28 protein-coding genes and 1 tRNA gene are annotated in these 24,856 nt (G+C 61.4%); 13 read left to right on the forward strand and 16 right to left on the reverse strand.

All coding sequences use genetic code 11. The features are described 5' to 3' along the window. The first annotated feature begins 9 nt into the window (after nt 1-9). Both E4P32_RS03485 and E4P32_RS03490 read left to right on the forward strand, forming a co-directional pair. The gene (locus tag E4P32_RS03485) at nt 10-1,110 is read left to right on the forward strand and encodes a sulfate ABC transporter ATP-binding protein (protein ID WP_116433249.1); all 1,101 of its coding nucleotides are present in this window, start codon (nt 10-12) and stop codon (nt 1,108-1,110) included. After that, nucleotides 1,107-2,042: a CysB family HTH-type transcriptional regulator gene (locus E4P32_RS03490; RefSeq protein WP_116433248.1), complete on the forward strand. Its 936-nt coding sequence runs from the start codon at nt 1,107-1,109 to the stop codon at nt 2,040-2,042. Before E4P32_RS03485 ends, E4P32_RS03490 begins: the two co-directional genes overlap by 4 nt. A gap of 77 nt (nt 2,043-2,119) precedes the next feature. Here the strand turns inward: E4P32_RS03490 and E4P32_RS03495 are convergent, their stop codons facing one another. The 5 genes from E4P32_RS03495 to E4P32_RS03515 all read right to left on the reverse strand — a co-directional run bounded on the left by E4P32_RS03495 (nt 2,120) and on the right by E4P32_RS03515 (nt 6,952). Continuing rightward, a complete protein-coding gene (locus E4P32_RS03495) occupies nt 2,120-4,093 on the reverse strand; it encodes a family 2A encapsulin nanocompartment cargo protein cysteine desulfurase (protein WP_167747541.1) in 1,974 nt (657 codons plus the stop codon). Nucleotides 4,094-4,101: 8 nt separating this feature from the next. Beyond that, a complete protein-coding gene (locus E4P32_RS03500; RefSeq protein WP_016835647.1) occupies nt 4,102-5,034 on the reverse strand; it encodes a family 2A encapsulin nanocompartment shell protein in 933 nt (310 codons plus the stop codon). Between the two features lie 80 nt (nt 5,035-5,114). Beyond that, on the reverse strand, nt 5,115-5,387 hold the full coding sequence (locus tag E4P32_RS03505) for a helix-turn-helix transcriptional regulator (protein ID WP_116433910.1): 273 nt from the start codon (nt 5,385-5,387) through the stop codon (nt 5,115-5,117). A 105-nt stretch (nt 5,388-5,492) separates the two neighbouring features. Further along, the gene (epsC, locus tag E4P32_RS03510; RefSeq protein WP_116433247.1) at nt 5,493-6,416 is read right to left on the reverse strand and encodes a serine O-acetyltransferase EpsC; all 924 of its coding nucleotides are present in this window, start codon (nt 6,414-6,416) and stop codon (nt 5,493-5,495) included. A gap of 38 nt (nt 6,417-6,454) precedes the next feature. Beyond that, nucleotides 6,455-6,952, reverse strand: a complete 498-nt coding sequence (locus E4P32_RS03515; RefSeq protein ID WP_116433246.1) for a rhodanese-like domain-containing protein — start codon at nt 6,950-6,952, stop codon at nt 6,455-6,457. Between the two features lie 343 nt (nt 6,953-7,295). On the opposite strand from E4P32_RS03515, the gene E4P32_RS03520 reads away from it, so the two are divergent. Further along, nucleotides 7,296-8,300 (forward strand): sulfonate ABC transporter substrate-binding protein, encoded by a 1,005-nt coding sequence (locus E4P32_RS03520; RefSeq protein ID WP_116433245.1) that lies wholly within the window; start codon nt 7,296-7,298, stop codon nt 8,298-8,300. Nucleotides 8,301-8,318: 18 nt separating this feature from the next. Here the strand turns inward: E4P32_RS03520 and E4P32_RS03525 are convergent, their stop codons facing one another. Then, nucleotides 8,319-9,314 carry an SDR family oxidoreductase gene (locus tag E4P32_RS03525; RefSeq protein WP_116433244.1) on the reverse strand — a complete coding sequence of 332 codons (996 nt, stop codon included), beginning with the start codon at nt 9,312-9,314 and terminating at the stop codon, nt 8,319-8,321. Between the two features lie 106 nt (nt 9,315-9,420). Here E4P32_RS03525 and E4P32_RS03530 point away from each other — a divergent pair, with 106 nt between their 5' ends. Both E4P32_RS03530 and E4P32_RS03535 read left to right on the forward strand, forming a co-directional pair. Further along, entirely contained in the window at nt 9,421-10,329 is a 909-nt protein-coding gene (locus E4P32_RS03530) for a LysR family transcriptional regulator (protein WP_116433243.1), read from the forward strand. Beyond that, nucleotides 10,326-10,964 (forward strand): tRNA-uridine aminocarboxypropyltransferase, encoded by a 639-nt coding sequence (locus E4P32_RS03535; RefSeq protein WP_233526569.1) that lies wholly within the window; start codon nt 10,326-10,328, stop codon nt 10,962-10,964. Before E4P32_RS03530 ends, E4P32_RS03535 begins: the two co-directional genes overlap by 4 nt. Here the strand turns inward: E4P32_RS03535 and E4P32_RS03540 are convergent. After that, on the reverse strand, nt 10,945-11,412 hold the full coding sequence (locus E4P32_RS03540) for an Lrp/AsnC family transcriptional regulator (RefSeq protein ID WP_116433242.1): 468 nt from the start codon (nt 11,410-11,412) through the stop codon (nt 10,945-10,947). The two genes, E4P32_RS03535 and E4P32_RS03540, sit on opposite strands and share 20 nt — an antisense overlap. A 143-nt stretch (nt 11,413-11,555) precedes the next feature. Here E4P32_RS03540 and E4P32_RS03545 point away from each other — a divergent pair, with 143 nt between their 5' ends. The 5 genes from E4P32_RS03545 (at nt 11,556) to E4P32_RS03565 (ending at nt 16,131) form a co-directional block, all read left to right on the forward strand. Next, on the forward strand, nt 11,556-12,617 hold the full coding sequence (locus E4P32_RS03545; protein ID WP_116433908.1) for an ornithine cyclodeaminase: 1,062 nt from the start codon (nt 11,556-11,558) through the stop codon (nt 12,615-12,617). 39 nt (nt 12,618-12,656) lie between these two features. Further along, nucleotides 12,657-13,580: an arginase gene (rocF, locus tag E4P32_RS03550; RefSeq protein WP_116433241.1), complete on the forward strand. Its 924-nt coding sequence runs from the start codon at nt 12,657-12,659 to the stop codon at nt 13,578-13,580. A 195-nt stretch (nt 13,581-13,775) separates the two neighbouring features. Further along, nucleotides 13,776-14,555 carry a basic amino acid ABC transporter substrate-binding protein gene (locus E4P32_RS03555; RefSeq protein WP_016835658.1) on the forward strand — a complete coding sequence of 260 codons (780 nt, stop codon included), beginning with the start codon at nt 13,776-13,778 and terminating at the stop codon, nt 14,553-14,555. Nucleotides 14,556-14,659: 104 nt separating this feature from the next. Continuing rightward, the gene (locus E4P32_RS03560) at nt 14,660-15,412 is read left to right on the forward strand and encodes an amino acid ABC transporter permease (RefSeq protein ID WP_116433240.1); all 753 of its coding nucleotides are present in this window, start codon (nt 14,660-14,662) and stop codon (nt 15,410-15,412) included. Beyond that, on the forward strand, nt 15,409-16,131 hold the full coding sequence (locus E4P32_RS03565; protein WP_116433239.1) for an amino acid ABC transporter ATP-binding protein: 723 nt from the start codon (nt 15,409-15,411) through the stop codon (nt 16,129-16,131). Before E4P32_RS03560 ends, E4P32_RS03565 begins: the two co-directional genes overlap by 4 nt. 76 nt (nt 16,132-16,207) lie before the next feature. Here E4P32_RS03565 and E4P32_RS03570 read toward each other — a convergent pair whose 3' ends face one another. From E4P32_RS03570 to E4P32_RS03585, 4 genes are all read right to left on the reverse strand, one after another. After that, nucleotides 16,208-17,242 (reverse strand): quinone-dependent dihydroorotate dehydrogenase, encoded by a 1,035-nt coding sequence (locus tag E4P32_RS03570; RefSeq protein WP_116433238.1) that lies wholly within the window; start codon nt 17,240-17,242, stop codon nt 16,208-16,210. 93 nt (nt 17,243-17,335) lie between these two features. Next, entirely contained in the window at nt 17,336-18,064 is a 729-nt protein-coding gene (locus E4P32_RS03575) for an arginyltransferase (RefSeq protein WP_116433237.1), read from the reverse strand. A 144-nt stretch (nt 18,065-18,208) separates the two neighbouring features. Beyond that, on the reverse strand, nt 18,209-18,931 hold the full coding sequence (aat, locus tag E4P32_RS03580) for a leucyl/phenylalanyl-tRNA--protein transferase (protein WP_116433236.1): 723 nt from the start codon (nt 18,929-18,931) through the stop codon (nt 18,209-18,211). Between the two features lie 15 nt (nt 18,932-18,946). Further along, on the reverse strand, nt 18,947-19,531 hold the full coding sequence (locus E4P32_RS03585) for an NUDIX hydrolase (protein ID WP_116433235.1): 585 nt from the start codon (nt 19,529-19,531) through the stop codon (nt 18,947-18,949). 260 nt (nt 19,532-19,791) lie between these two features. Here E4P32_RS03585 and E4P32_RS03590 point away from each other — a divergent pair. Beyond that, nucleotides 19,792-19,868 (forward strand) — tRNA-Met (locus E4P32_RS03590). Nucleotides 19,869-20,058: 190 nt separating this feature from the next. Here the strand turns inward: E4P32_RS03590 and E4P32_RS03595 are convergent. Both E4P32_RS03595 and E4P32_RS03600 read right to left on the reverse strand, forming a co-directional pair. Continuing rightward, the gene (locus tag E4P32_RS03595) at nt 20,059-20,265 is read right to left on the reverse strand and encodes a hypothetical protein (protein WP_116433234.1); all 207 of its coding nucleotides are present in this window, start codon (nt 20,263-20,265) and stop codon (nt 20,059-20,061) included. A gap of 126 nt (nt 20,266-20,391) precedes the next feature. Next, nucleotides 20,392-20,718: a hypothetical protein gene (locus E4P32_RS03600; protein WP_116433233.1), complete on the reverse strand. Its 327-nt coding sequence runs from the start codon at nt 20,716-20,718 to the stop codon at nt 20,392-20,394. 186 nt (nt 20,719-20,904) lie between these two features. Here E4P32_RS03600 and aroQ point away from each other — a divergent pair, with 186 nt between their 5' ends. After that, nucleotides 20,905-21,489: a gamma subclass chorismate mutase AroQ gene (gene aroQ, locus E4P32_RS03605; RefSeq protein WP_116433232.1), complete on the forward strand. Its 585-nt coding sequence runs from the start codon at nt 20,905-20,907 to the stop codon at nt 21,487-21,489. 3 nt (nt 21,490-21,492) lie between these two features. Here the strand turns inward: aroQ and E4P32_RS03610 are convergent, their stop codons facing one another. After that, entirely contained in the window at nt 21,493-22,212 is a 720-nt protein-coding gene (locus E4P32_RS03610; RefSeq protein ID WP_233526568.1) for a M15 family metallopeptidase, read from the reverse strand. A 327-nt stretch (nt 22,213-22,539) separates the two neighbouring features. On the opposite strand from E4P32_RS03610, the gene E4P32_RS03615 reads away from it, so the two are divergent. Next, entirely contained in the window at nt 22,540-22,773 is a 234-nt protein-coding gene (locus E4P32_RS03615; protein ID WP_233526567.1) for a hypothetical protein, read from the forward strand. 269 nt (nt 22,774-23,042) lie between these two features. Here the strand turns inward: E4P32_RS03615 and E4P32_RS03620 are convergent, their stop codons facing one another. Together E4P32_RS03620 and E4P32_RS03625 are read right to left on the reverse strand one after the other, a co-directional pair. Beyond that, the gene (locus E4P32_RS03620; RefSeq protein WP_116433229.1) at nt 23,043-23,843 is read right to left on the reverse strand and encodes a MetQ/NlpA family ABC transporter substrate-binding protein; all 801 of its coding nucleotides are present in this window, start codon (nt 23,841-23,843) and stop codon (nt 23,043-23,045) included. Between the two features lie 137 nt (nt 23,844-23,980). After that, entirely contained in the window at nt 23,981-24,766 is a 786-nt protein-coding gene (locus tag E4P32_RS03625; RefSeq protein WP_116433228.1) for a phosphodiester glycosidase family protein, read from the reverse strand. Nucleotides 24,767-24,856: the final 90 nt, after the last annotated feature.

Raw genomic sequence — 24,856 nt, forward strand, 5'->3', positions numbered from 1 at the left:
GAGTCAAGCATGAGCATCGAAGTCAAAGACATCAACAAGCGTTTCGGCAATTTCGTCGCGCTCAACAACGTTTCCCTGAATTTTCCTGCGGGCGAACTGACCGCCTTGCTGGGACCGTCCGGCTGTGGCAAGACCACGCTGCTGCGCATCATCGCCGGCCTGGAGTCGCCCGATTCCGGCCAGGTCCTGCTCGACGGCGACGACGCCTCGGCGCGCCACGTGCGTGAGCGCCAGGTCGGCTTCGTGTTCCAGCACTACGCCTTGTTCAAGCACATGACCGTGTTTGAAAACATCGCCTTCGGCCTGCGCGTCAAACCGCGCGCCCTGCGTCCGTCGGAAGCGCAGATCCGCGAAAAGGTCACCAGCCTGCTGGAGCTGGTGCAGCTCGACTGGCTGGCCGACCGTTATCCGCCGCAACTGTCCGGCGGCCAGCGCCAGCGCATCGCCCTCGCGCGCGCACTGGCGGTGGAGCCGCGCGTGCTGCTGCTGGACGAGCCGTTTGGTGCGCTCGATGCCAAGGTGCGCAAGGAACTGCGCCGCTGGTTGCGTCGTCTGCATGACGAGTTGCACGTCACCAGTATTTTCGTCACTCATGATCAGGAAGAGGCATTGGAAGTCGCCGACCAGATCGTGCTGATGAACAAGGGAAACGTCGAACAGATCGGTTCGCCTGCCGAGGTCTACAACCATCCGGCGTCGCCGTTCGTCTACGGCTTCCTCGGCAACGTCAACCTGTTCCACGGCCGCGTGCATGAAGGCGTGCTGGACGCCGGCGGCGTCACCTTCGACGCCCCCAACCACGCCCAGGCGCAGGATGAAAAGGGCATCGGCTACGTGCGTCCGCACGACCTCGAGGTCGACCGCTACACGCCCGGAGCCGAAGGCATCGTGGCCCAGCTCAGGCGCTCGCATGCCATCGGTCCGCTGGCGCAACTGGAGCTGGAACGCAAAGACAATGCGGAACTGATCGAAGCCGTCATTTCCAATGAACGCTTTGCACAATTGAATCTGAAAGACGGCGAAACGCTGGTGGTGCGACCGCGCCGCCTGCACGTGTTTGTCGACAACGCGGCCTCTACCGAAGCCGCCCGGAATAAGGATGCACGATGAATTTCCAACAGCTACGCTCAATCCGCGAAGCCGCTCGCTGCGGTTTCAACCTGACTGAAGTCGCCAATGTGCTGTTCACCTCGCAACCGGGTGTGAGCCGCCAGATCCGAGAGCTCGAAGAAGAACTCGGCGTCGAGATTTTCGAACGCAATGGCAAGCGCCTGATCGGCCTGACCGAGCCGGGCAAAGGCATCTTGCACATCGTCGAACGGTTGCTGCTGGAGGCAGAAAACCTGCGCCAGGCCAGCCAGGAATACGCCGGCGAGCAAAGCGGCACGCTTACCATCGCCACCACCCACACGCAGGCGCGTTACGTGCTGCCGCGCGTGGTGCAGGCATTCCGCGCAGCGTTCCCGCAAGTGCGCATCGCGCTGCAACAGAGCGCGCCGGAACACATTGCCGAGTGGGTCATGTCGGGCAAGGCCGACGTCGGTATCGCGACCGAAGGCCTGAGCCAGTTCAAGGACCTGGTGTCGTTCCCCTGCTATACCTGGCACCACGTTGTCGTGGTGCCGCAAGGGCATCCGCTGCTGGAGCTCAAGCATCCGATCACGCTCGAAGAGCTGGCGGCGCATTCGCTGATTACCTATGACGTCGGCTTCACCGGTCGCGGTCACATTGACGACGCCTTCCGCAAGGCCGGCATCGAGAAGGATATCGTGCTCACCGCAATGGACTCGGACGTGATCCAGCAGTACGTCGCACTCGGCCTGGGCGTCGGCATCGTCGCCTCGATGGCAATCGAGCAGGGCAAGCATCACGGCTTGCAGGCGATCGAAGCCTCGCATCTGTTCGCGTCCAACATCACGCGTCTGGCAGTGCGTCGCGGCGCGTACCTGCGCGCCTACACCTATGACTTCATCCTGCAATTCGCACCGGAACTCAAGCGCGCCGACATCGTGGCGGCGCTCAATGAGCCGAGCTCGCACTGATTGCACACGACACCACAATTAAAAAACGGCCATGGATTGCTCCATGGCCGTTTTCACATCCGACTGCGGTTGCAGGTTCAGCCGGTGCGTCGTTGTCCGGCAAGCCTCCTGATGACCGTCGCAAGACGGTCGATTTCGTCGAAGGTATTGTAGAAGGCCAGCGACGGCCGCACCGTCGTTTCGACGCCGAAGCGGCGCAGAATCGGTTGGGCGCAGTGATGGCCGGTGCGTACGGCGATACCTTCTTCGTTGAGCGCATGACCGACTTCTTCGGTGCTGTAGCCGGCCAGCACGAACGACATCACGCTAGCTTTGTCGTCGGCCGTGCCGATCAGGCGCACGCTCTTGATCTCACGCAGTTGCTGCATGCCGTAGACCAGCAGGTCGTGCTCGTAGCGGGCGATGTTTTCGATGCCGATCTTGTTGACGTAGTCGATCGCCGCGCCCAGTCCGACGGCGTCGGCGATGTTGCCCGTGCCTGCCTCGAACTTGTTGGGGATCGGCTGGAACACCGTCTTCTCGAACGTCACGTCGGCGATCATGTTGCCGCCACCTTGCCACGGCGGCATGTCTTCCAGCACTTCGCGCTTGCCCCAGACCACGCCGATGCCGGTCGGACCGAACACCTTGTGCCCCGAGAACACGAAGAAGTCGGCGCCCAGCTCCTGCACGTCGACACGCATGTGCGATACCGACTGTGCGCCGTCGACCAGCGCCTTGGCGCCGGCGCGATGGGCCAGCTCAACGATTTCCTTGACCGGCGTGACCGTGCCGAGAGCATTCGACACTTGGGTGATCGCGACGATCTTGGTGCGGTCATTAAGCAGCTTGCGATACTCGTCCAGCAGGATCTGACCCGAATCGTCCACCGGAATCACGCGCAGCTTGGCGCCCTTGGCGGCCGCCAGCTGCTGCCACGGAACGATGTTGGCATGATGCTCGAGGTTGGAGACGATGATCTCGTCGCCTTCGCCGACATGCTGCGCGCCCCAGCTCTTGGCTACCAGGTTGATGGCTTCTGTCGTGCCGCGCACGAAGATAACTTCGTTGACGTCCGGCGCATTGATGAAGCGACGTACCCGTTCACGCGCGCCTTCGTAGGCGTCCGTGGCGCGTGCCGCCAGTTCATGTGCAGCACGGTGGATGTTCGAGTTTTCGTGCGCGTAGAAATGGCTGATGCGGTCGATCACCGACTGCGGCTTGTGCGTCGTTGCCGCGTTGTCGAACCAGACCAGCTGGCGACCGTTGACGCGTTCCTGAAGAATCGGGAAATCGCGTCGTACCGCGTTCACGTCGAACGGCGGATGACGATCGCCGCCGGCCAGCGGCACCGTCGCATGCGGCTGCGCCTTGGCAGGCGTGACGTAGCCGCTCGGCAGCACCACCGAATCGACGAAGTAATACTGCGGCGTCGTGGATGGCGAAGGCGCTGATGATGGTGACGCAGCACCTGGAATTCCGGTCGCCGGCGGCGCAGTCAGACTCCGATGTTCCGGGATCGACGGCGAAGGCAGATGATGTGCATCCGGCGTTGCGGGTGCGGATGCTGCACCCGGCTGACCGTAACTGTCGCTGAGGAAATAGTAAGGCGATGCGCCGGCTTGCGGCCTTGCGCTGCCGACTGATTCCGGCACGCCCAGCAAGCCGCCGCCGCTGCGTGGATCGTAGGCAGGTCCAGCGCTGAAGAGCTTGTCCGGAACGCCGTTGCCGGCCGGAGCCACCGGGGCCAGCGCAGGCGCGCGATTGCCCAGCGACAGCACCTGGGTGGGCGAGGCCGGGATCAGGTTGGTGCCGGGAATCTGGCCCTGCGGGATCGGTGTGCCGGGTACGCCCGGTCCAAAACCTGCCGGACTGACCAGCGGCGAACCGGGTGGTGCAATGTTGGCGGGCGCCTGCACACCGTGCGGTGCAAACGGCGGCGCCGGCGGGGCCGAGAAAAACTCGGTCGCCAGGCGCGCCAGCACCGCCGGATCGAACGGCGCACCTGATGCTTCAGGAACGCCGACGGGCTGGCCGGACGGCAACGAGGTAGGGGGCGAAAGTAGGCTCACGTCGCGGCTTATTTGTAGGTGTCAGGATAGTCATGGTATTTGCCGATCTCGACGTCGTCGAGCACCGCCAGCGCATCGGTGGTCAACACCGCGAGCGAGCAATACAGCGAAATCAGGTACGACGAAATCGCATGGTTGTTGATGCCCATGAAGCGCACCGACAAACCTGGGCTTTGTTCGCCCGGCAGACCCGGCTGGAACAGACCGACCACGCCCTGGCGCTTGTCGCCCACGCGCAGCAGCAGGATCTTGCTCTTGCCGTCGGCGACCGGCACCTTGTCCGACGGGATCAGCGGGATGCCGCGCCAGGTGATGAATTGCGAACCGAACAGGCTGATGGTCGGCGGCGGCGTGCCGCGACGGGTCGCTTCACGGCCGAAGGCGGCGATCGCCAGCGGATGCGTGAGGAAGAAGGCCGGTTCTTTCCAGACCTTGGTCAGCAGCTCGTCCAGATCGTCCGGCGTTGGTGCGCCGGTCAGCGGGAAGATGCGCTGTTCATCCGTGACTTGCGCCAGCAGGCCGTAGTCGGGATTGTTGATCAGTTCGCTTTCCTGGTTTTCCTTGATGGTCTCGATGGTCAGGCGCAGCTGTTCCTTGATCTGGTCATGCGGGCTGCTGTACAGATCGGAGACGCGGGTGTGCACGTCCAGCACGGTCGAGACCGCGTTGAGGAAATATTCGCGTGGATTTTCTTCGTAGTCGACGAAGGTGCGCGGCAGCTGGTTTTCTTCTTCGCGTGCGGTGCAGGTGACCTTGATCGATTCGGGATTCTTGACCTTGTTGAGGCGATAGATGCCGGCCTCGACGGGAACCCATTGCAACAGATGCGTCAGCCAGCGCGGGCTGATGGTTTCCAGTTGCGGTACGGTTTTGGTTGCGTTTGCTAGTTGCCGTGCGGCGTTATCGCCAAGCGCGGTGGTACCGCCAACTGTTGCCGACATCGTGACTCCAATTCAATAAGTGAGATAAAAAAGACGACTGAAAAATGACCGTCAGAGTGTGGCGGCCGGAGCGGGATGTCTCAACATGCTATAGCCATCAACTTGATGCCGCGCACCAGATTCATCTGGCTGATGGCTTCGCCGCGCGTCACCAGGGCGGAGGGCGTCAGCTTCAGCGCGAAAGCCAGTTTCTCGACGGTAACCAGCGAGGCGATGGCGCCGCCGCGTTCGATTTCGCCGATATAGGAGCGGTTCAGGTTGGAGTTCTCGGCCAGGCGCTCCTGCGACCAGCCTTGCGCCTCGCGCAATTGCCGCACGCCGATGCCGAAGCTCTGCACCAGCGGACTGGGGATGTTGTCGTCGGTGAGGTCAGGTTTCGCATCCTTGTCGGTGCGCTTGCCGGACTGTTGTCTGGTGTTCATGTCAGCTCTCCCGGATGAGGCGGTTCACGATGATGTTCACGTGGAAGCGATGCCGTTGGCAAACGCGCCTTCGCGCGACTCCGCCTGCGCGATGCGGCCGCCCGGCGGCACGTCGTGGGTCAGCCAGACATTGCCGCCGATGACCGCGCCTTTGCCCAGCGTGATGCGACCGAGGATGGTGGCGCCGGCATAGATGACGACGTCGTCTTCCACCACCGGATGGCGCGGCAGGCCTTTCTGGAGATTGCCTTCCGCATCGGTAGGGAAACGTTTCGCGCCCAGCGTGACCGCCTGGTAGACCCGCACGCGTTCACCGATGACCGCAGTCTCGCCGATCACCACGCCGGTGCCGTGATCGATGAAGAAGCCGGCGCCGATGGTGGCGCCCGGATGGATGTCGATGCCGGTGGCGCCATGCGCGAGTTCGGCGACGATGCGCGCCAGCAGCGGCAGGCCGAGGACATACAGCTGGTGACCGAGGCGATAGTGGATCATCGCCAGCACGCCGGGATAGCACAGCAGCACTTCGTCGACGCTGCGCGCCGCCGGGTCGCCCTGATAGGCCGCCAGCACGTCGCTGTCGAGCAGGGTGCGGATGGCAGGCAACGCTGCTGCGAAGGTCCGTGTCGCCGCCAACGCGTCATGGTCGATGTCGCGATCGGTGGCGCCGGTAAGGGCCGCGTTGTATTTCAATTCCAGTCGCACCTGTTTCAGCAGCGAGTGCAAGGCCGCATCTAGTGCATGGGCGACGTGGAAATCTTCGCTTTCCTGGCGCAGGTCGGGTGGGCCGAGGCGCATCGGAAACAGCACGCCCTTCAGGCTTTCGATGACGTCGGACAGCGCATCGCGCGAAGGAAACTCGCGGCCTCCCGGCTCGCTGGCGCGTCGTTGCGCCTGGCGCCAGCTGAGACGCGCTTCATGCAACGACTGCACGATGTTGGGAATGTCGAAAGTGGCCACGCTGTTCCTTCACTTTTATTTGTTGTTCAGTCCTGCATTTAGTCCTGAATCCAGGGCAATCCATGGAAGCGCCAGCCGTCGGCTTTGCCGCGCTGCTGCTGCGCGTCGATCTCGCCTTCGAAGCCTTCCAGGACATTGAAAATACAGGTGAGGCCGGCCTTGGCTGCAGCTTCGGCCGCCAGCGCCGAGCGCTTGCCGCTGCGGCACAGCAGCAGCGCAACGACGTCCTTGCCGCCGATCTTGCTTTCCAGTTCGCGCACGAAGCGCGGATTGCGCGTGAGCGCGGTGCCGGTCGCCCACGGCACGTGGATGCTGCCGGGAACATGGCCGACGAACTTGCGCTCTTCATTCGAGCGGACGTCCACCAGCACGACCTGCTGGGTGGAAAACAGCTTCCAGGCCAGCGCCGGCGGAACGCCGCCGGCATAAGGCAGGGAAGACGATACGGCCTCGGCCTTGATGGAGACCAGCTCCTCGGGCAAGGCCGCAGTGGATACGGGGGATTGGACAGGTGCGGACGAATAAGCGACGGACATGAAGGAGACCTCGATGATTGTTCTGACGTTCTGACAACGAATCGACTCGGACCTGCTCGCAATTGCGGTCATTCTGGTGGCGATAGACGACAGCAGGCCGTTGACATAAATGTACGGGCCGCCAATTTGAAACAAAACGAATAAAAACGAGTTGGCTAGTTTGAAAAACGAATAAGTGAAGATGGCGGATGGGATGTCGCCGAGGTAGTTCGTTCGGATAAAGACAGAGGATGCGGATCGCGACGACCGCATATTGATATGGGTTTTTATTCGTTCCCTGTCGCGGCTTCCGGTCTTTACAGTAAGCGGGCCAGAGATCAACCTGATCAACCATAAAAGACACATGAAAAAAACAACTACCTTGAAATCGAACGCCGCCTCCGCCGTCAATACCTTGCGTCGCAAGGTGCTCAAGGGAGGAGCCGGATTCGGCGCCTTCGCTGCCTTGACGTCGCTGTTTCCACTCTCTGCTTCGGCCGCCACGCGCGAGCTGCGCATCGGGTACCAGAAGGGCTTGCTCAGTCTGCTGAAAGGCCGCGGCACGCTGGAGAAAAGATTGGCGCCGTTGGGCGTTTCGATCAAGTGGATAGAATTCACGGCCGGCCCGGTGCAGCTGGAAGCGCTCAGTGTGGGCTCCATCGACTTCGGCGACGTCGGCGAAGCGCCGCCGATCTTTTCGCAGGCGGCGGGGTCGCCGCTGGTCTATGTTGCGGCCACCGTGCCGCGTCCCGGGCTGGAAGGCATCCTGCTGCCGGCCGGTTCCGCCATCAAGTCGGTGGCCGATCTGAAGGGCAAGAAGATCGCCCTGAACAAGGGTTCCAACGTCCATTACTTCCTGGTCAAGCTGCTGGAAAAATCCGGCCTGCGCTATGCCGACGTCAATCCGGTCTGGTTGTCACCGGCCGACGCCCGCGCTGCATTCGAGAAGGGCGCCATCGATGCATGGGCGATCTGGGAACCTTACCTGGCCGCCGCGCAAACCACCTTGTCGGCGCAGATCCTGGCGGATGCCAACGGCGTGGTGAAGAATCGCGCCTATTATTTTTCGTCCAAGGACTACGCGCAGAAGAACAAGGACGTCATCAACATCATCATCGACGAGCTCAACCAGATCGACGTCTGGGCCAAGGCCAACCATGCGGCCTTGTCGGCTGAGTTGTCGTCCGTGCTGGGCTTGCCGAAGCCGGTGGTCGACATCATGGTCGGCCGCTACAGCTTCGGCACCGAGCCGATCACCGGCGCCATCCTGGCGGAGCAGCAGCGGATTGCGGATACCTTCTTCGACCTGAAGCTGATTCCGAAGAAAATCGACGTGAAGGAAGCTGCGCCGCCGTGGCTGGCGGTGTGATTTTCGGCTGATGTGTTTCTACGCCGCGCGAGCCTGTGTTCCCGCTTGCGAGGGCAGGCAACCGAGCCCTCGCAGCGTGGCGCGGACGGCCTCATCGAGCGGCGTATGCGGCTCTTCACCAAGCACCTGCAGCAGGCGCACATTGTCCATGCGCACCGGCTGTTGCCACAGGTAGCGCATCTCTTTCATTTCACGGAACAGCGGCACGAACGGCGCGGCCGGACCGAGCAGCCACCACGGGAAGCTGCGCACCGGCAGCCGTGCATTGCCGAGCACGCGGCGGATTGCCTCCGTCATCTGCGTGCCGTCGGCGTCCCAGTGGCCGTTCATGTGGAAGCGGGCGAAAGTCTCCAGCGATGATTCCCGTTCCAGCAGGCGCGCCATGGTTTCCGCCAGGTCGGGCAGGTAAGTCCATTGATGGCCGACGCCGCGCTTGCCGGGATAGATGATAGAGGCAGGCGTCTTGCCCGGCTTTACCAATCCCATGGAGAACCAGTTGTTGCCGGCTTGCGGACCGAAGAAGTCGCCGGCGCGGACGATCAGGCTGCGTACGCCATCGGCCGCCGCCGTTTGCAGGCGCTGTTCCATCTGTACGCGAATGGCGCCCTTGCGTGTGACCGGATGCTGCGGCGAATCGACGTGCAGCTCGGGCAGGACGTCCGGGCCATAGTTGTAGACCGTACCCGGCAGCACGATGCGCGCGCCGAAGGCCTGGGCGGCGGCGATGCTGTTGTCCATCATCGGCAGCACCAGTTCGGCCCAGCGCCGGTAGCCGGGCGGATTGACCGCATGCACGATGACGTCGACGCCGCGCGCGGCAGCCACCACGTCGGCGCGCTGCATGGCGTCGCCGCTGATCCAGTCGAACTTGCGCATGCCTGGCCGCGCCGCGACCTGTTCGGCCTGGCGATGCAGCGCGCGCACGTGCCAACCTTGTGCATACAGGCGTTGCGCCATTTCACCGCCGATGCCGCCGGTGGCGCCGAGGACCAATACGTTTTTTCCGTTTGCCATGATTCACTCCCTGGTTGTCTGATTGTTCGTTGCGATGAGATCAGTGTCGGACAAACGCAGGTTAAATGGAATTGGTTAAAAGAATGGTGATGCTATACTTATTTGTATGGATAAAAATACCGTCGCCGATCCCGGCTGGGAGTTGTACCGCTCTTTCCTGGCGGTGTTGCAGGAGGGTTCGCTGTCTGCTGCGGCGCGCGCGCTCGGACTGACGCAGCCAACCATCGGCCGCCACGTCGACGCGCTGGAACAGGCGGTCGGCTTTGCCTTGTTCACGCGTTCGCAGCACGGTTTCATGCCGACCGAAGCGGCGCTCAGCCTGCAGCCTTACGCCGAGAGCCTGGCCGCCACCACGGCGGCGCTGATGCGCGCGGCCTCGGCGCATGGCGGCGCCGGCGAGCAGGTGCGCGGGACCGTGCGCATCACCGCCAGCGAAGTGATCGGCGTCGAAGTACTGCCGCCCATCCTGCTGGCGCTCAAACGCAGCCATCCTGAACTGGTGATCGAACTGGCCTTGTCGAGTCGCATCGAGGACTTGCTCAAGCGCGAAGCCGACATCGCTGTGCGCATGGTGCAGCCGACCCAGGAAGTACTGGTCGCGCGTCGCATCGGCGCCATCGAGTTGGGCTTGCACGCTCACAAGGATTACCTGGCGCAGCACGGCACCCCGAAGGACCTCACGCAACTGAACGAGCACGCCATCATCGGCTTCGACAAGGAAACCGCCTTCATCCGCAGCGCCGCCAAGCACATGCCGACCTTGCGCCGCAGCCAGTTCGCACTGCGCACCAGCAGCGACATCGCGCAACTGGCGATGATCCGCGCCGGTTACGGCATCGGCTTTTGCCAGACGCCGCTGGCGCGACGCGACGCCAACCTGGTGCGCGTGCTGGCCAGGCAATTTTCGTTCAAGCTCGAGACTTGGGTGGCGATGCATGAAGACCTGCGCAACAGCGCGCGCGTGCGCGTGGCTTTTGATGCATTGGCGGCGGGTTTGCAGGAGTACATCAAGTGACGGGCGCCGATTCCATATCCAAACGCGCCATGTGCGAACGTTGCCTGCGTGCGCAAAGCAGTTGCATCTGCGGCTGGATCCGGTCGCTGAAACCGGCGGCGCAGGTGTTGATCCTGCAGCATCCGTTGGAAGTCGCCCAGGTCAAGGGCAGCGGGCGCCTGCTGCACCTGAGCCTGACGGGCAGCGTGCTGGCGCAGGGTGAACAATTCAATGAAGAAGCGTTGCGGGATTTGCTGTTCAGCGAAGCTGAAGGTGTGCCGGTTCGACCGGTGCTGCTGTATCCGCACACGCCGGGCCTGCCGGAAAGCGTCTTGCCCGATCTGTCCACGCCGCAGCGGCTGCGGCTGGTAATCCTCGACGCCACCTGGCGCAAGAGCCGCAAGATGCTGCACCTGAATCCCTTGCTGCAAGCTTTGCCGCGCCTGCCGCTGATCGACCCGCCGGCCTCGCAATATCGCATCCGCAAGGCGCATCGCGCGGATCAGTTGTCGACGCTGGAAGCCGCCTGCCATGCGTTGGCACAGCTAGAGAGTGAGCACGCCAAATACTTGTCGCTGCTGCAGGCTTTCGACGGCTTCGTGGCGCAGCAGGGTTCCTATGTTTCCACTGAGCGGCTCAACGATCCTCAAGCCTGATCGGCAGTCCCGATAGCGGTTTGACTTCTTCCAGGCAAATCATTGAACGCAGCCCGGCCACGCCCGGCACCTGCATCAGGCGATCGGTGAGGAAGTGCGACAGGCTCTTGAGGTCGTGCGACACCACCTTGAGCAGATAATCGAAGTCGCCCGAAATTGTGTAGCACTCGATGATTTCCGGGAAGTCGCGGATTACGCTTTCGACCTCGCGCACCTGCTTGAACTGGGCGCGGTCGAGCGACAGCGCGACAAACGCCGTGACATCCAGCCCCACCGCAGACGGCGCCACCAGCGCGGCGTAACGCCGGATCACGCCTTGTTCTTCCAGCACGCGCACGCGGCGCAGGCATTGCGGCGGCGACAGGTGGATGTTTTCCGAGATGTCGACATTGCTCATGCGACCGTCCTGTTGCAGCAATTCAAGGATCTTGACGTCAAGTTTGTCCATGGAACCTCCCGTTAAGCTCGAGCTATGAAATAAAGCTGCATAAGCATGTCTTTATTTATAGGATAAAGAAAGCAAATTTCCAATGTTCATCTGTAAAATTTCTTTCATTGCAGCAAAAGCGGCATCATGCCGCACCGTTCATCATGGTCAAGTACATCGGCACCCGGGAATTGCAGTCCTTCCTCGCCACGCGCCCACTGGAGCAGGTCATCCAAGGTCTGGCGACTTACATCAAGGCAGACTACTTGCGCTGGCAACAGTTCGACAAAACTGCGCGGCTGGCCAGTCATTCGGCCGTGGGGGTGATTGAACTGATGCCGATTTCGGACGGGCGGCTGTATTCCTTCAAATATGTGAACGGACACCCGCGCAACACGTCACATGGTTTGTTGACGGTGACCGCCTTCGGCGTGCTGGCCGATGTCGGCAGTGGTTATCCGCGTCTGCTGAGCGAACTGACGCTGACCACCGCCTTGCGCACGGCGGCGACCTCGGTGCTGGCGGCGCGGCACATGGCGCGGTCGGACAGCCGCGTGATGGCGCTGATCGGCAACGGCGCGCAGAGCGAATTCCAGGCGATTGCCTTCCATCGCCTGCTCGGGATCGCTGAATTGCGCGTGTTCGACGTCGATGCGGCGGCCACCGACAAGCTGTGCCGCAACCTGCGCGCGTATCCGGACTTGCGCGTCGTGCGCGCCGGCAGCGTCGCCGAAGCGGTACGCGGCGCCGACATCGTCACCACCGTCACGGCGGACAAGCGCCGCGCGGTGATCGTCACGGCCGACATGGTGGAAGCGGGCATGCACCTCAACGCCGTCGGCGGCGATTGTCCGGGCAAGACCGAGTTGCAGCGCGAAGTCTTGAGCAAGGCGCGCGTGGTGGTGGAGTTCGAGCCGCAATCGCGCGTCGAGGGCGAGTTGCAGCAGATGCCGGCGGAGTTCGCCGTGACCGAGCTGTGGCAGGTGCTGGCGGGCACGGCCAGCGGGCGTGCCGGTAGCGACGAGGTGACGGTGTTCGACTCGGTGGGATTTGCGCTGGAGGATTTTTCGGCGCTGCGCTATCTGGACGAACAACTGGACGCACGATTCACACAGCAGATCGACCTGGTGCCGGACCTGGCCGATCCCAAGGATTTGTACGGCGCCGCCGTAGAGGGCGCGCCGACGGAAACATTCACAGCAGCGCTCAACTTGCTGCACGCCTGAACAATGAACCATGAATACTAAAACCGCTGAAGGAAACAAATGACAGAAAACCGCAACAAGGAAATCCGCCTGATCGGCGCTCCCACCGACATCGGCGCGGGTCGTCGCGGCGCCTCGATGGGGCCGGAAGCGCTGCGCGTGGCGAACCTGCAGCAAGCCTTGCAGCAGCACGGCCTCGTCGTGACCGATGGCGGCGACGTCAGCGGCCCGCCCAATCCGCAGCAAGGGCCGGTGCAGGGTTTCCGTCATCTGGAACAAGTGGTGGCCTGGAATCGCGCGGTGCATGAAGCGGTGCACGGCGCCTTGCATCACGGCCAGATCCCGGTGCTGCTGGGCGGCGACCATGCGCTGGCGATCGGCTCGATCGCGGCGGTGGCGCAGCATTGCCGCGAGCAGGGCAAGAAGCTGCTGGTGTTGTGGCTGGATGCGCACGCCGACGCCAACACCAGCGACTCGACGCCGACCGGCAATATCCACGGCATGCCGGTGGCCTGCCTGCTGGGCAACGGCCCAGATGCGCTCACCCATATCGGCGGCCAGGTGCCGGCGCTGCGTCCGGATGCGATCCGTCAGATCGGTATCCGCAGCGTCGACCGCGACGAAAAGCGCCACCTGCACGAGCTCGGTCTGCGTGTCTACGACATGCGCCACATCGACGAGCACGGCATGCGCGTCGCCATGGAGCAGGCCTTGTCGGGCATGGACGCCGACACCCACCTGCATGTGAGCTTCGACATCGATTTCCTCGATCCGGCGGTGGCGCCGGGGGTGGGCACGGCAGTGCAGGGCGGCCCGACTTACCGCGAAACCCAGCTGTGCATGGAAATGATCGCCGACACCGGACGGCTGGCATCGCTGGACGTCATGGAGCTCAATCCGGCCTGCGACGTGCGCAACCAGACCGCTGAGCTGGTGGTGGAGCTGGTGGAGAGCCTGTTCGGCAAATCGACATTGATTCGATAAAAAAGTAACAAAAAATCAATAAATTGGCTGTTGACTGATCGCCGCATACGCCGGATCATGTCGGGTTCCGCGCTCCGGGCGGCTTTGCAGCGCGTTTGCGCAAATGCGAGTCCTTTCTCGGAAAGCAGCAAGAATTCATTAACAACAGGCTCATTTACAAGCTCATCTACAAGCTTTACCTCAGGGAGAAAAACAATGTCGCTCAAAAAACTCGTTCTGCTCGCAGGCAGCGTGCTGGCTCTGTCGCTGACCGCCGTCTCGGCCCAGGCAGCAGACCAGACGTACGTCGTCGGCGCCGGCGGAACCTACCGTCCGTTTGAATTCGAAACGCCGAAGAAGGAACTGGTCGGTTTCGACATCGACATCATCAAGGCCATCGCCAAGGCGTCCGGCTTCCAGATCAAGCTGGTCAGCACACCATGGGAAGGCATCTTCGCCACCCTGGGCCAGGGCGACCGCGACATCATCATTTCCGGCATCACCATCACCGAGAAGCGCGCCCAGATGGTCGACTTTTCGCTGCCGTATTTCCCGGCCGAGCAAGTCATCATCACCGGCGCCGGCTCCAAGGTGGCCGCACTGGCTGACCTGAAGAAGCTGCAAGTCGGCGTGGTCAACTCGACCGCCGGCGACATCATCCTGTCGGAAGAAGTCGGCAAGTCCAGCACCGCCATCCACCGTTTCGACAACACCCCGCTGATGCTGGAAGAGCTGTATCGCGGCGGCGTTGATGCGGCCATCGGCGACGTCGGCGTGATCAAGTTCTACATCAAGAGCCATCCCGAGAAGCAATTCAAGGTGGTCGGCGACGCCAAGTTCACGCGCCAATACTTCGGTATCGCGGTCAAGAAGGGCAACAAGGAACTGCAGGACAAGATCAACGCCGGTCTGAAGAAGATCGTCGCCGACGGCACCTACGCCAAGATCTACAAGGAATGGTTCGACGCCAACGTGCCGACGCTGCCGCTGCAATAATCCGCACAGGCAGCATAAGCCGCAATCCGCACATCTAAGTACTTCCTCTCAATGCCCACGTCTTGTTTGCAAGACGTGGGCAGATTTTTACCCGGATTCCATTCATGAATTCTTTCTTCCAATGGGAAATCATCGGCGAATACCTGCCCTTGTTCATCGAGGGCACGTGGATGACCATCAAGGTCGCGTTTATTTGCGTGATCTCGGGCACCTGCTGGGGCCTGGCCTTGGGCGTCGGCCGGTTGGCTGAGGCGCGCCACGGTTTCTGGAAATATTTCCTGCGTTACGCGGTGCAGTTGCCGGTGCGTTTTTACGTCAGCTTCCTGCGCGGCACGCCGCTGTTTGTACAGATCCTGCTGATCCACTTCGCGCTGATGCCGATGCTGATCAACCCGAGCGGCGGCCTGATCCTGAGCGGCGACATCGCGCGTGAAATCCGTTCACAGTACGGCGCGTTCGCGTCGGCGGTGCTGGCGATCACGCTCAACTCGGGCGCCTACGTGTCGGAGATTTTCCGCGCCGGCATCCAGTCGATCGACCGCGGCCAGAGCGAGGCGTCGCGTTCGCTCGGCATGACCTACATGCAGACGCTGCGCAAGGTGGTGCTGCCGCAGGCGTTCCGCCGCATGCTGCCGCCGCTGGGCAACAACGCCATCGCCATCGTCAAGGATTCGTCGCTGGCCTCGGCCATCGGCCTGGCCGAGCTGGCGTATGCCGCGCGCACGGTGTCGGGTGCCTATGCACGCTACTGGGAGCCGTACCTGACGATCTCGCTGGTGTATTGGGCGATTACCTTGCTGCTGTCGGCGTTCGTGCGGCATCTTGAAACACGCTACGGCAAAGGAGATGCACGATGATCAGCGTCAAGCAATTGCAGAAGCAGTACGGCGACGCGCACATCCTGCGCGGCATCGATTGCGAGATCAAGGAGAGCGAAGTGGTGTGCGTGATCGGGCCTTCCGGTTCGGGCAAGAGCACCTTCCTGCGCTGCCTCAACGGACTGGAAGAAGCGACCGACGGCGAGATCTTCATCGACGGCGTCAAGGTCAATGATCCGCACGTCAACCTGAATACGCTGCGCGCCGGTCTCGGCATGGTGTTCCAGCGCTTCAACCTGTTCCCGCATATGTCCGTGCTGGAAAACCTGATCATGGCGCCGATGCAGGTGAAGAAGCTGTCACGCCGCGAAGCGGTGCTGGTGGCCGAGAAGCTGCTGCGGAAGGTCGGCTTGCTGGAAAAGATCGATGCGTTTCCGAACCAGCTCTCCGGCGGTCAGCAGCAACGTGTGGCGATCGCCCGTGCGCTGGCGATGGAACCCAAGGTCATGCTGTTCGACGAGCCGACCTCGGCGCTCGATCCGGAGCTGGTGGGCGAAGTGCTGACCGTGATGAAGACCCTGGCCGAAGAGGGCATGACCATGGTGGTGGTCACGCACGAGATGGGCTTTGCGCGTGAAGTCTCGGATCGCGTGTTGTTCATCGACCAGGGCGTGATCATGGAAGAAGGTCCTCCGCAGCAGGTGCTGGGTGAGCCGAAGAATGAGCGCACCCGTGATTTCCTGCGCAAGGTGCTGTAAGCCTTACATTCGACGTCATAATAAAAAACCGCCATTGCACGCAAATGCAATGGCGGTTTTTTTATGCGGAGCTGATTCAGCGCAAGGCGTCCGCGCATTCCTTGACCAGCGCCGGACCACGGTAAATCAGGCCCGAGTACAACTGCACCAGCGACGCGCCGGCCTCCATCTTGGCCTTGGCGTTGCTGCCGCTGAGGATGCCGCCGACGCCGATGATCGGCAACGCGTCGCCGAGCTCGGCCTTGAGACCGCGCACCACCTGGTTCGACAATTCGAACACCGGCGCACCCGACAGGCCGCCAGCTTCTTCACCGTATTGCAGACCCTTGACGGCGTCGCGCGTGATGGTGGTGTTGGTGGCGATGACGCCGTCGAGCTTGTGGCGCAGCAGCGCATCGGCGATGTTCTTGATCTGCTCGCTGTCGATGTCCGGTGCGATCTTCAGCGCCACCGGCACGTAGCGCTTGTGCTGGTCGGCCAGGCGCAATTGCGCATCCTTCAACTGCGACAGCAGGGCGTCCAGTTCGGACGCGCCTTGCAACTGACGCAGGTTCTTGGTGTTGGGCGACGAGATGTTGACGGTCACGTAGCTGGCGTAGGGATAGACTTTTTCCAGGCAGTGCAGGTAATCGTCGGCGGCGCGTTCGATCGGGGTGTCGGCGTTCTTGCCGATGTTCAGGCCGAGCACGCCTTGCTTGCCCTGGTAGAAGCGCGAGGCTTGCACGTTGGCGACGAAGGCGTCGACGCCGCCGTTATTGAAGCCCATGCGGTTGATGATGGCGTGCGCGGCAGGCAGGCGGAACATGCGCGGCTTCGGGTTGCCCGGTTGTGCGCGCGGTGTGACCGTGCCGATTTCAATCGAACCGAAGCCGAGCGCCGCCAGGCCGTCGATGTAGGAACCGTCCTTGTCCAGGCCGGCGGCCAGGCCGACCGGATTGGGGAAGGTGACGCCCATGACGGTGCGCGGATCGGCGGCCGGTTTGCTGATGAAGCCGGTCAGGCCGAGCGCGGCGGCGCGGCGCAAGGCGGGCAAGGTCAGGTGGTGGGCGGATTCTGCGTCGAGCGAAAACAGCAGCGGGCGGGCGAGGGCGTAGAGGAATTTATCGGACACGGTGACGGGGCTGGAGAAGCCAGAAGAAAAAGTGCCGCCATTTTAACGTGTCCCGGGCGGTTTTCCGCGCAAAACGGCGGACCGCAGGCGAAGCTATTCGCGCAATTCAGTCCAGTTGCCGTCCTGCAATGCTTCCAGCGGCTGGAAGTTGGTCTTGTAGGCCATCTTGGCACTTTCCTTGATCCAGTAGCCGAGGTAGACATACGGGATGCCGAGCTGGCGGGCTTGCTCGATCTGCCACAGGACGTTGTAGGTGCCGTAGGACGAGCCTTCGACATCGGGATCGTAGAAGGTATAGACCGATGACAAACCGTCATCAAGCACGTCGATGATGCTGACCATGCGCAGCGTGCCGTCGGCTTCGCGGAATTCCACCAGGCGCGTGTTGACCTTGCTCTGCAGCAGGAATTGCGCGTACTGGTCGCGGCTGTCCTGGTCCATGCCGCCGCCGGCGTGGCGCACCGACTGGTAGCGCAGGTACAGCTCGTAATGTTCGTAGGCGTAGGTCAGGTTGGTGACCAGCGTGACCAGCCCGCTGTTCTTGCTCCAGGCGCGGCGCTGGCTGCGGTTGGGGCTGAATTCGGCGGTCTTGATGCGCACCGGCGTACAGGCCTGGCAGCCGTCGCAATAGGGGCGATACGTAAAGATGCCGCTGCGACGGAAACCGGTCTTGACCAGTTCGGAATAGACATCGGCGTTGATCAGGTGCGACGGTGTGGCGACTTGCGAGCGGGCTTGCTGGTTATCCAGGTAACTGCAGGGATAGGGAGCCGTTGCATAAAACTGCAACGTCGAAAACGGCAGGTCTTTAAGATGCGTCATGGGCGTCCTGAGGTGCAATCATTGGCAGTCGCTTCGCTGTGCGCGGCGGTGTAACGATTTCGTCACGATTCCCTGTAATTTACACTACTTTGGGGCGGCAGTAACTGCACGGGTGACAGGGCTTCAACGCGGGGCGTCAGGACGTTATGGCGGGGGAAACAGGTCCAGCGGATGCCAGAAACCGATCTGCGGCGCCTCGATGGCCACTCTCAGGTGTTTGATGAAGTCGCTGCGAGGAATCGGGATCGCGCCCAGCGACGCCAGATGCGGTGTCTCCTGCTGGCAGTCGATCATCTGCACGCCATGCCGGCGCAGGAAATGCACCAGGTAAGCCAGCGCAATCTTGGAGGCATCGGTCACGCGCGCAAACATCGATTCTCCGTAGAACATCTGGCCGATCGACACGCCATAGGCGCCGCCGACCAGTTTCCCTTCCAGCCAGACTTCCGCCGAATGCGCATAGCCGGCGCGGTGCAAGCCGCAATAGCCGTCGACGATGTCCTTGGAAATCCAGGTGCCGGCGTCGTCGCGGCGCGGTCCGGCGCAGGCGCGCATGACGTCGCGGAAGGCCGAATCGAAACGGATCTCCCAGCGGTGGTCGGTATGGCGGCTGCGCTCGACTTTGCGCAGGGTTTTCTTCAGGCTGTCGGAAATGACGAAGCGGTCGGTGTACAGCACCATGCGCGGATCGGTGCTCCACCACAGGATGGGCTGGCCTTCGGAGAACCAGGGGAAGATGCCGTGGCGGTAGGCTTCGAGCAGGCGTTGCGGCGACAGGTCGGCGCCGGCGGCAAGCAAACCGGCCGGCTCGGCCAGCGCCTTGGACACATCGGGGAAGGGCGAATCGACATCCAGCCAGGAAATCATGCGCGGTTCCGTGAATTAATCGGGCTGTTCCGGCTGCACCATGCGTTTGCGGATATCGTCGGTGTGCAGGCCGAACACGCCGTCGCCGGTCCTGATCTTGGCAAGATCGGCAAAGAAGGAGCGCAAGGTGTATTCCACCGTCGGGAAGGCGATATCGGCCCAGGGGATTTCATCTTCCCTGAACATCGCGACTTCCAGGCTTTCGGTGCCAGCGGCGTAATCGAGGTCGAGCAGTTCGGCCAGGTAAAAGAAGTGCACCTGATGCACATGCGGTACGTTGATCAGCGAGAACAGCGCACCCAGCTTGATGTGTGCGCCGGCTTCCTCTTCGGTTTCGCGTTCGGCGGCTTCGCTGGTGGTTTCATTGTTTTCCATGAAGCCGGCCGGCAAGGTCCAATAGCCGTGACGCGGTTCGATGGCGCGCTTGCACAGCAGCACGCGCACTTCGCCGTCACGCTCCCAGACCGGGATCGAGCCGACCACCATTTTCGGATTCTGGTAATGAATGGCGCCGCAATTACCGCACACGAAGCGCGGGCGATTGTCATCGGGAGGAATCTGCAACGAAACCGGATGAGCGCATTCAGAACAAAATTTCATAAAAGGCGGTAGGCGTGTTTTTTTAGGGATGTCCGACGGCGAACAACACGCCATCGTCTATATGGTGATTCAGGGCAAATGCGAGGTAGAAGTGTATCACTGTCGCCATCAGGGTCACTCTTTTATGCAGGCAGGCGTCCCTGTGCAACTCGTGATGCCTCCGCAAGGCGCGCGCAGCATGACGCACACGCGCAAAGCAAAGTATTCTCAGTGGAAGTTTGCGCGGGAGGCGGATATGTCGTATAATCTATTTCTTCAGACGCGGGGTGGAGCAGTCTGGCAGCTCGTCGGGCTCATAACCCGAAGGTCGTAGGTTCAAATCCTGCCCCCGCAACCAAGATTCAGGCGAAAGCCCCGACTTCCTAAACGGATCGGGGCTTTTTGCTTTGTGGCGCGCATGTTGATTTGCTTCCGCCGTCATGTCGTCATTGTGAAATCACTGCGCTGTACAAACAAAAAGCCACGCGAACGTGGCTTTTTTCATTTTCGATATATGCAACATCGCCGGCATCGCTGCCGGCACACAATCATGCCGTGACTTTGGCGCCGTCGCTTTGCACGATGGCAGTGGCGCCGTTGGGTTGCTTGGTTGCAGTGTTGGTGTCGGTCTTGATGTCGCCGCCGGCATTGGCGACCAGCTTGGCGAAGTCGACGGTGGATTTGCGTTTGGATGCAGCTTGCTGTTGCGCGTGGACGTTGGCGGCAGCAGTGCTCGAAGATACGGTGTTGGTCATGTGGTCACCCCTATAAAAACTAACGGACGGAAAGCGGACGGACGAATTCTGTGTTCAGTTCCAGCGAAGCCAGTATAGGGGAGGAAATTCGCGCTCTTGATGTCGTGCGGGGAAACTTACACAGCTTTACGAGCGTGAAGAGGCGTCGTCTTTTCCGTGCAACTGCACCGCAGGCGAGGTCGCATCGTCATCCTCTTCTTCCATGTCCAGCGCCTGTATCGTTTCGTACGCTGGCATCGCCGCGCGGCGATAGGCGGGCGAATTACGGCAGCGCTCGGCGGCGGCGGTTTGCGGTACGGGCTTGCGCACGACCGGTGAAGGCGCTGCTGCGGAGTTGGCGGCGGCGCGACGCTGTGTAGATGAACGTGGTGGCGCAACCGGTCGCGGACGCGTAAGCCAGGTCACGAAGACCGGCAGCAGCAGGATTGGCCAGATCAGGAAAATGAGTTGCATGACATGCTCGGAGCTTGAAAGAGATGCCTTGCATTGTCGCGAGTCGGCGTGTCGCGCAATATAGGAAAAATCTCAAACTGACATGCAACGCTGTGGGTGGGCAACACCTTGCAACGCATTGCAGCGCGGCAAGGAGGTGATGAGTGTGTTTCAATGGCGGTTCCCATTTTTTCGAGAGAGAACGCGATGAATTCATTGCGCTATGCTGCGCGCCTGAATGTGCTGTTGCAGGCTTTTGTACTGACACTGCTGATGGCCGGCTGTCAATCGCTGTCGATGACGCCGGACCAGGCCGCACGCCAGAAAATCGACGGCTTGCTGACGCTGATCGATCAGCGTCTCGACGTGGCGGTGAAGGTGGCGCAGACGAAGTGGAATTCCGGCGCGCCGATCAATGATCCTGCACGCGAGCAGAAGATTCTCGATGACCTCACGGCGTCGTTGAAGACGGCAGATGCGCAAGACAAGTCGTTCATGCGCCGCTTCTTCCAGGCGCAATTCGATGCGGGGAAAATCATCCAGGTGGCGCTGCATGCACAGTGGAAGCAGGAAGCGCATGCGCGCTTCGCCAATCCACCCGATCTGGCACGCGATATCCGTCCGGAGCTTGACCGGCTGACGCCCTTGCTGATTGATGCGCTGAACCAGGTGCGACCGTTGTTGCAGCAGGCATCTGCCAAAGATTATTTGAAGCAGCGCGCCGGCGTGCTGGTGCGTGACGACGCTAATGGCGCCGTGCGCGCGGAGGCTGTACGCGTGTTGCTGGAATAGTCTTCAGCGCTTGCTCTGTCCCGCGCAAGCTTTGCGGCGCGTCACCAGGTTCGGCATGGCGACGATGTCGCTGCGCTGCATGCACGCGCCATATCCTTGCGTATAGGCGGCGAATTCAGCGCGCGCCTGGTCCTTCGGCAGCGCCAGCAGGCGGGCGATGAAATCGCGGCTGCCGATTTCAAAATGCTGATAGTCGATCGGTTGTTTCCAATACCCGCCCCAGATCAGGAATCCGTGCCGGAAGAAGACTTCCAGCACTTGCTCCGCCATGCCCGGTCGCACTTTACGTGAGACATATGCGCTTGCCGCGGAGGGCAACATCATGGTCTGTCCCGAGGCGTCCTTGCCGATGTACGGGTTCTGCACAGGATTGATGTCGATGGCAACGCCGTAAGCATGCTTCGACCAGGCACCGCCGCCGGTGATCGGACGGCCGTTGAAGGCAGAGCTGTTGTTGTGGTCCATCGAGGCTTCATCGTCGCCGTGGTAAACCTCCATCGGCTGCGCCCGCTGCAACGGGAATTTGCGTTCCAGCAGTTCATTGAAGATTTCCTGCACTTGCGGCGCCACGGCGTCGAATACGACCACGCTGCCGTCGTCGTGCAGCTTGCCGCTGAAATCGCGATAAGAGAACGAGACCAGCGCGAGGCGCTCGCAGGGGACGGGATTGGTCGCGCTCAATACCTGGTTTTCCTGCATCGCTGCGCATTGTCGGCTTGTCAACGGTGTGACGCCGGCCAGCGCAATCCCGCGTGCCGACAAGCCGCAAACAGCGAGGAGAATGGGGAGAGGCAAACGGCGCAACGACTGCGGGAAACAAGAGGGCATGAGCGAGAAAAGAAACTATCTGAAGGTTTTGTTGCGAATACTTACGCAAAGATGCGCAATTCTCCTACAAGATGACCGCGACAGGGCGGGAACGATTGAATTCAAGTGCATCTAAATTTGTGGAGGTAGCAGGGACTTGCTCAGACCCTGCCGTACCCATTCTTGTTCAAACAACTCTTGGAGGCATCTATGTTAGTTCGCCATGCAGTCTTAGCTTCAGTCATGTTCACAGCTCTTCTGGCCGGTTGCAACAAGCGCGACGAAGCGCCCGCCACGCCGCCACCGGCAACCGATACTGCCGCTACGCCGGCTCCGGCAACGCCTACGCCACCGGCAATGACGCCGCCGCCTGCAGCACCGGCGACACCGGCTCCGGATGCAGGCAGCAGCAATGCCACCACACCACCGGCGCCAGGGGCAACTGACGCAGGCGGTCCTGCCGACAAGAAGCCTTAAGGATCAACGAATTGGGGAAGCAGGAACGCGATGATGCCGGAATCATTCCGGCACGCGCAATCTTCAGCGAAAGATGAAGATATTGGACAAGGGTTTGGAAGAATTGCGAACTTTGTCCGCAAGAGGGAATCCTAAAAATGGTTGAACTGTTCCTTCAACCTCCCTCTTGAAAGGGATTTTGACCCGCGGCACAGAGTCTGCGGGTCTTTTTTATGGGCGGACGGTTTGTGATGTCCGCCTCATAAGCTCAATCAGAATCCTCAATCAGATCAGAACGCCGGCACCAGGGAACCCTTGAATTCGGTTTCGATGAAGTTGCGTACTTCCGCCGATTGATAGGCCTTCACCAGTTTCTTGGCCCATGGCTTGTCCTTGTCTTCGGTGCGCGTGACGATCAGGTTGGCGTAGCGGCCCTTGGCGTCTTCCACGGCGATGGTGTCGCGCTGCAGGGACAGGCCTGCCTTGACCGCGTAGTCGTTGTTGATCGATGCCGCCGCCAGGTCGTCCAGCGAGCGCGGCAATTGCGCAGCGTCCAGTTCGATCAGTTTCAGTTTCTTCGGATTTTCGATCACGTCGAGCGGGGTGGCGTTGACGCCGTTTTCACCGACGCCCGGTTTCAGCTTGATCAGACCGTATTTTTGCAGCAGCAACAAAGCACGGTTGCCATTGGACGGATCGTTCTGGATGCCGATGCTGGCGCCTTGCGGCAGTTGATCGACGGATTTGTATTTCTTCGAATAGATGCCCAGCGGCGCCGTGATGGTCAGCCCGACCGGCGTCAGCTTGTAGCCGCGCGCCTTGATCTGGCTGTCGAGAAAGGGTTGGTGCTGGAAGGCATTGGCGTCAAGGTCGCCGGCATTGAGCGCCTCATTGGGCTGCAGGTAATCGCTGAAGGTGATGATCTGGATCTCGAGGCCGTCGCGCGCGGCGACTTTCTTGACCACTTCGAAGGTCTGCTCGGCGTTGCCGACCGAGACGCCCACCTTGATCTTGTGCTTGTCCTGCGCCGAAACGGCATTGGCGCCCAGCGCCAGCAAAGCGAATAATACGGAAACCGACCAGCGACGCATTTTTTCTCCCATGATATGTAATGCCTGGCGCCTGAATGGGCGAGGCGAGCAAGGCGCGATGGTCACATATCGCCCGGCGCGGGAGAACGAAGGATTTCGCATGTCGATATGCGCAAGCCGCATCGACACAGGCAGGTCTATTTGTCTGCAGTCTTCACCACCGCGATGATGGCCCCGAACGCCGGACCGATATCGGCTTCCAGCGAGGGATACATGCGCGAGATGTTGCCGTCCAGGTAAAGCGCGTCGACGCAGCGCAGCCGGTCGCGCAGGAACAGCGCGAAATCATGGAAGCTGATGGGATTTCTGGCGATGGCCAGGATGACTTTCTGCGCCGGATCAATGCACACGGCGTTGCGCACGAACAGGTTGATCGAGCCAGGATCGAAGGCGGCGTTGATCTCGCCGTTGCGCAGCATCAGCGGCCCCGATTGCGTCGCGTACACGGCCTGCGACAGCCAGCGCTCGCGGTCGCTGTCTATCGTGGCGGTGTCGACGATGCGCGCGCGTCCTTCTTCGACAATGAACACGCCGTTGGGCTGCAGGTAGAAATTGCCGTAGGCGTCGCGCCGCGTATTGAGCTTGCGCATCGTCACGCCGCCTTCGACGTACAGGCCGAGCGGGCGGTGCTCCTTGTCGTAGATGCCGGCGTTGGTGGCGCAGACCACCTCCTTGCCTTGTGGACGCAACCAGTTGCGCAGCGCCGAGAAGGTGCCGAACACCTGGCCGGCGGGATCCTTCCAGTACATGCGCAAGGTGTCCTGCTGCAGGTCGATCGTGCAGGTGTTGATGTTGATCTGTTGATAACGGTATTGGCGCAGTTCGGCGGCGCCGGCGGCGGCAACGACGAACATGATGAAAACGAACAAGCCGGCGGCGAGCAGTTGCGGCAATCGGCGGGCAGGGTGGAATGGCTGAGGCATGCAGGTAACGTTATGCAGGAAAACTGTAAAGAGTAACAAAGAGCGCTCAAGAAATCGCGTGAGTTGTCGTAAAGAATCAAGTTCGCATCA

The organism is Herbaspirillum sp. 3R11 (genome assembly GCF_004563925.1).
Taxonomy (GTDB): Bacteria; Pseudomonadota; Gammaproteobacteria; order Burkholderiales; family Burkholderiaceae_D; genus Herbaspirillum.

Excerpts from the sequence above, each read along its gene's own strand:
- E4P32_RS03485 (WP_116433249.1), top strand. The coding sequence starts at position 10 with ATGAGCATCGAAGTCAAAGACATCAACAAGCGTTTCGGCAATTTCGTC.
- E4P32_RS03490 (WP_116433248.1), top strand. The coding sequence starts at position 1,107 with ATGAATTTCCAACAGCTACGCTCAATCCGCGAAGCCGCTCGCTGCGGT.
- E4P32_RS03500 (WP_016835647.1), bottom strand. The coding sequence starts at position 5,034 with ATGTCGGCAACAGTTGGCGGTACCACCGCGCTTGGCGATAACGCCGCA.
- E4P32_RS03515 (WP_116433246.1), bottom strand. The coding sequence starts at position 6,952 with ATGTCCGTCGCTTATTCGTCCGCACCTGTCCAATCCCCCGTATCCACT.
- E4P32_RS03520 (WP_116433245.1), top strand. The coding sequence starts at position 7,296 with ATGAAAAAAACAACTACCTTGAAATCGAACGCCGCCTCCGCCGTCAAT.
- E4P32_RS03525 (WP_116433244.1), bottom strand. The coding sequence starts at position 9,314 with ATGGCAAACGGAAAAAACGTATTGGTCCTCGGCGCCACCGGCGGCATC.
- E4P32_RS03530 (WP_116433243.1), top strand. The coding sequence starts at position 9,421 with ATGGATAAAAATACCGTCGCCGATCCCGGCTGGGAGTTGTACCGCTCT.
- E4P32_RS03540 (WP_116433242.1), bottom strand. The coding sequence starts at position 11,412 with ATGGACAAACTTGACGTCAAGATCCTTGAATTGCTGCAACAGGACGGT.
- E4P32_RS03545 (WP_116433908.1), top strand. The coding sequence starts at position 11,556 with ATGGTCAAGTACATCGGCACCCGGGAATTGCAGTCCTTCCTCGCCACG.
- rocF (WP_116433241.1), top strand. The coding sequence starts at position 12,657 with ATGACAGAAAACCGCAACAAGGAAATCCGCCTGATCGGCGCTCCCACC.
- E4P32_RS03555 (WP_016835658.1), top strand. The coding sequence starts at position 13,776 with ATGTCGCTCAAAAAACTCGTTCTGCTCGCAGGCAGCGTGCTGGCTCTG.
- E4P32_RS03560 (WP_116433240.1), top strand. The coding sequence starts at position 14,660 with ATGAATTCTTTCTTCCAATGGGAAATCATCGGCGAATACCTGCCCTTG.
- E4P32_RS03565 (WP_116433239.1), top strand. The coding sequence starts at position 15,409 with ATGATCAGCGTCAAGCAATTGCAGAAGCAGTACGGCGACGCGCACATC.
- E4P32_RS03575 (WP_116433237.1), bottom strand. The coding sequence starts at position 18,064 with ATGACGCATCTTAAAGACCTGCCGTTTTCGACGTTGCAGTTTTATGCA.
- aat (WP_116433236.1), bottom strand. The coding sequence starts at position 18,931 with ATGATTTCCTGGCTGGATGTCGATTCGCCCTTCCCCGATGTGTCCAAG.
- E4P32_RS03585 (WP_116433235.1), bottom strand. The coding sequence starts at position 19,531 with ATGAAATTTTGTTCTGAATGCGCTCATCCGGTTTCGTTGCAGATTCCT.
- E4P32_RS03595 (WP_116433234.1), bottom strand. The coding sequence starts at position 20,265 with ATGACCAACACCGTATCTTCGAGCACTGCTGCCGCCAACGTCCACGCG.
- E4P32_RS03600 (WP_116433233.1), bottom strand. The coding sequence starts at position 20,718 with ATGCAACTCATTTTCCTGATCTGGCCAATCCTGCTGCTGCCGGTCTTC.
- aroQ (WP_116433232.1), top strand. The coding sequence starts at position 20,905 with ATGAATTCATTGCGCTATGCTGCGCGCCTGAATGTGCTGTTGCAGGCT.
- E4P32_RS03615 (WP_233526567.1), top strand. The coding sequence starts at position 22,540 with ATGTTCACAGCTCTTCTGGCCGGTTGCAACAAGCGCGACGAAGCGCCC.
- E4P32_RS03620 (WP_116433229.1), bottom strand. The coding sequence starts at position 23,843 with ATGCGTCGCTGGTCGGTTTCCGTATTATTCGCTTTGCTGGCGCTGGGC.
- E4P32_RS03625 (WP_116433228.1), bottom strand. The coding sequence starts at position 24,766 with ATGCCTCAGCCATTCCACCCTGCCCGCCGATTGCCGCAACTGCTCGCC.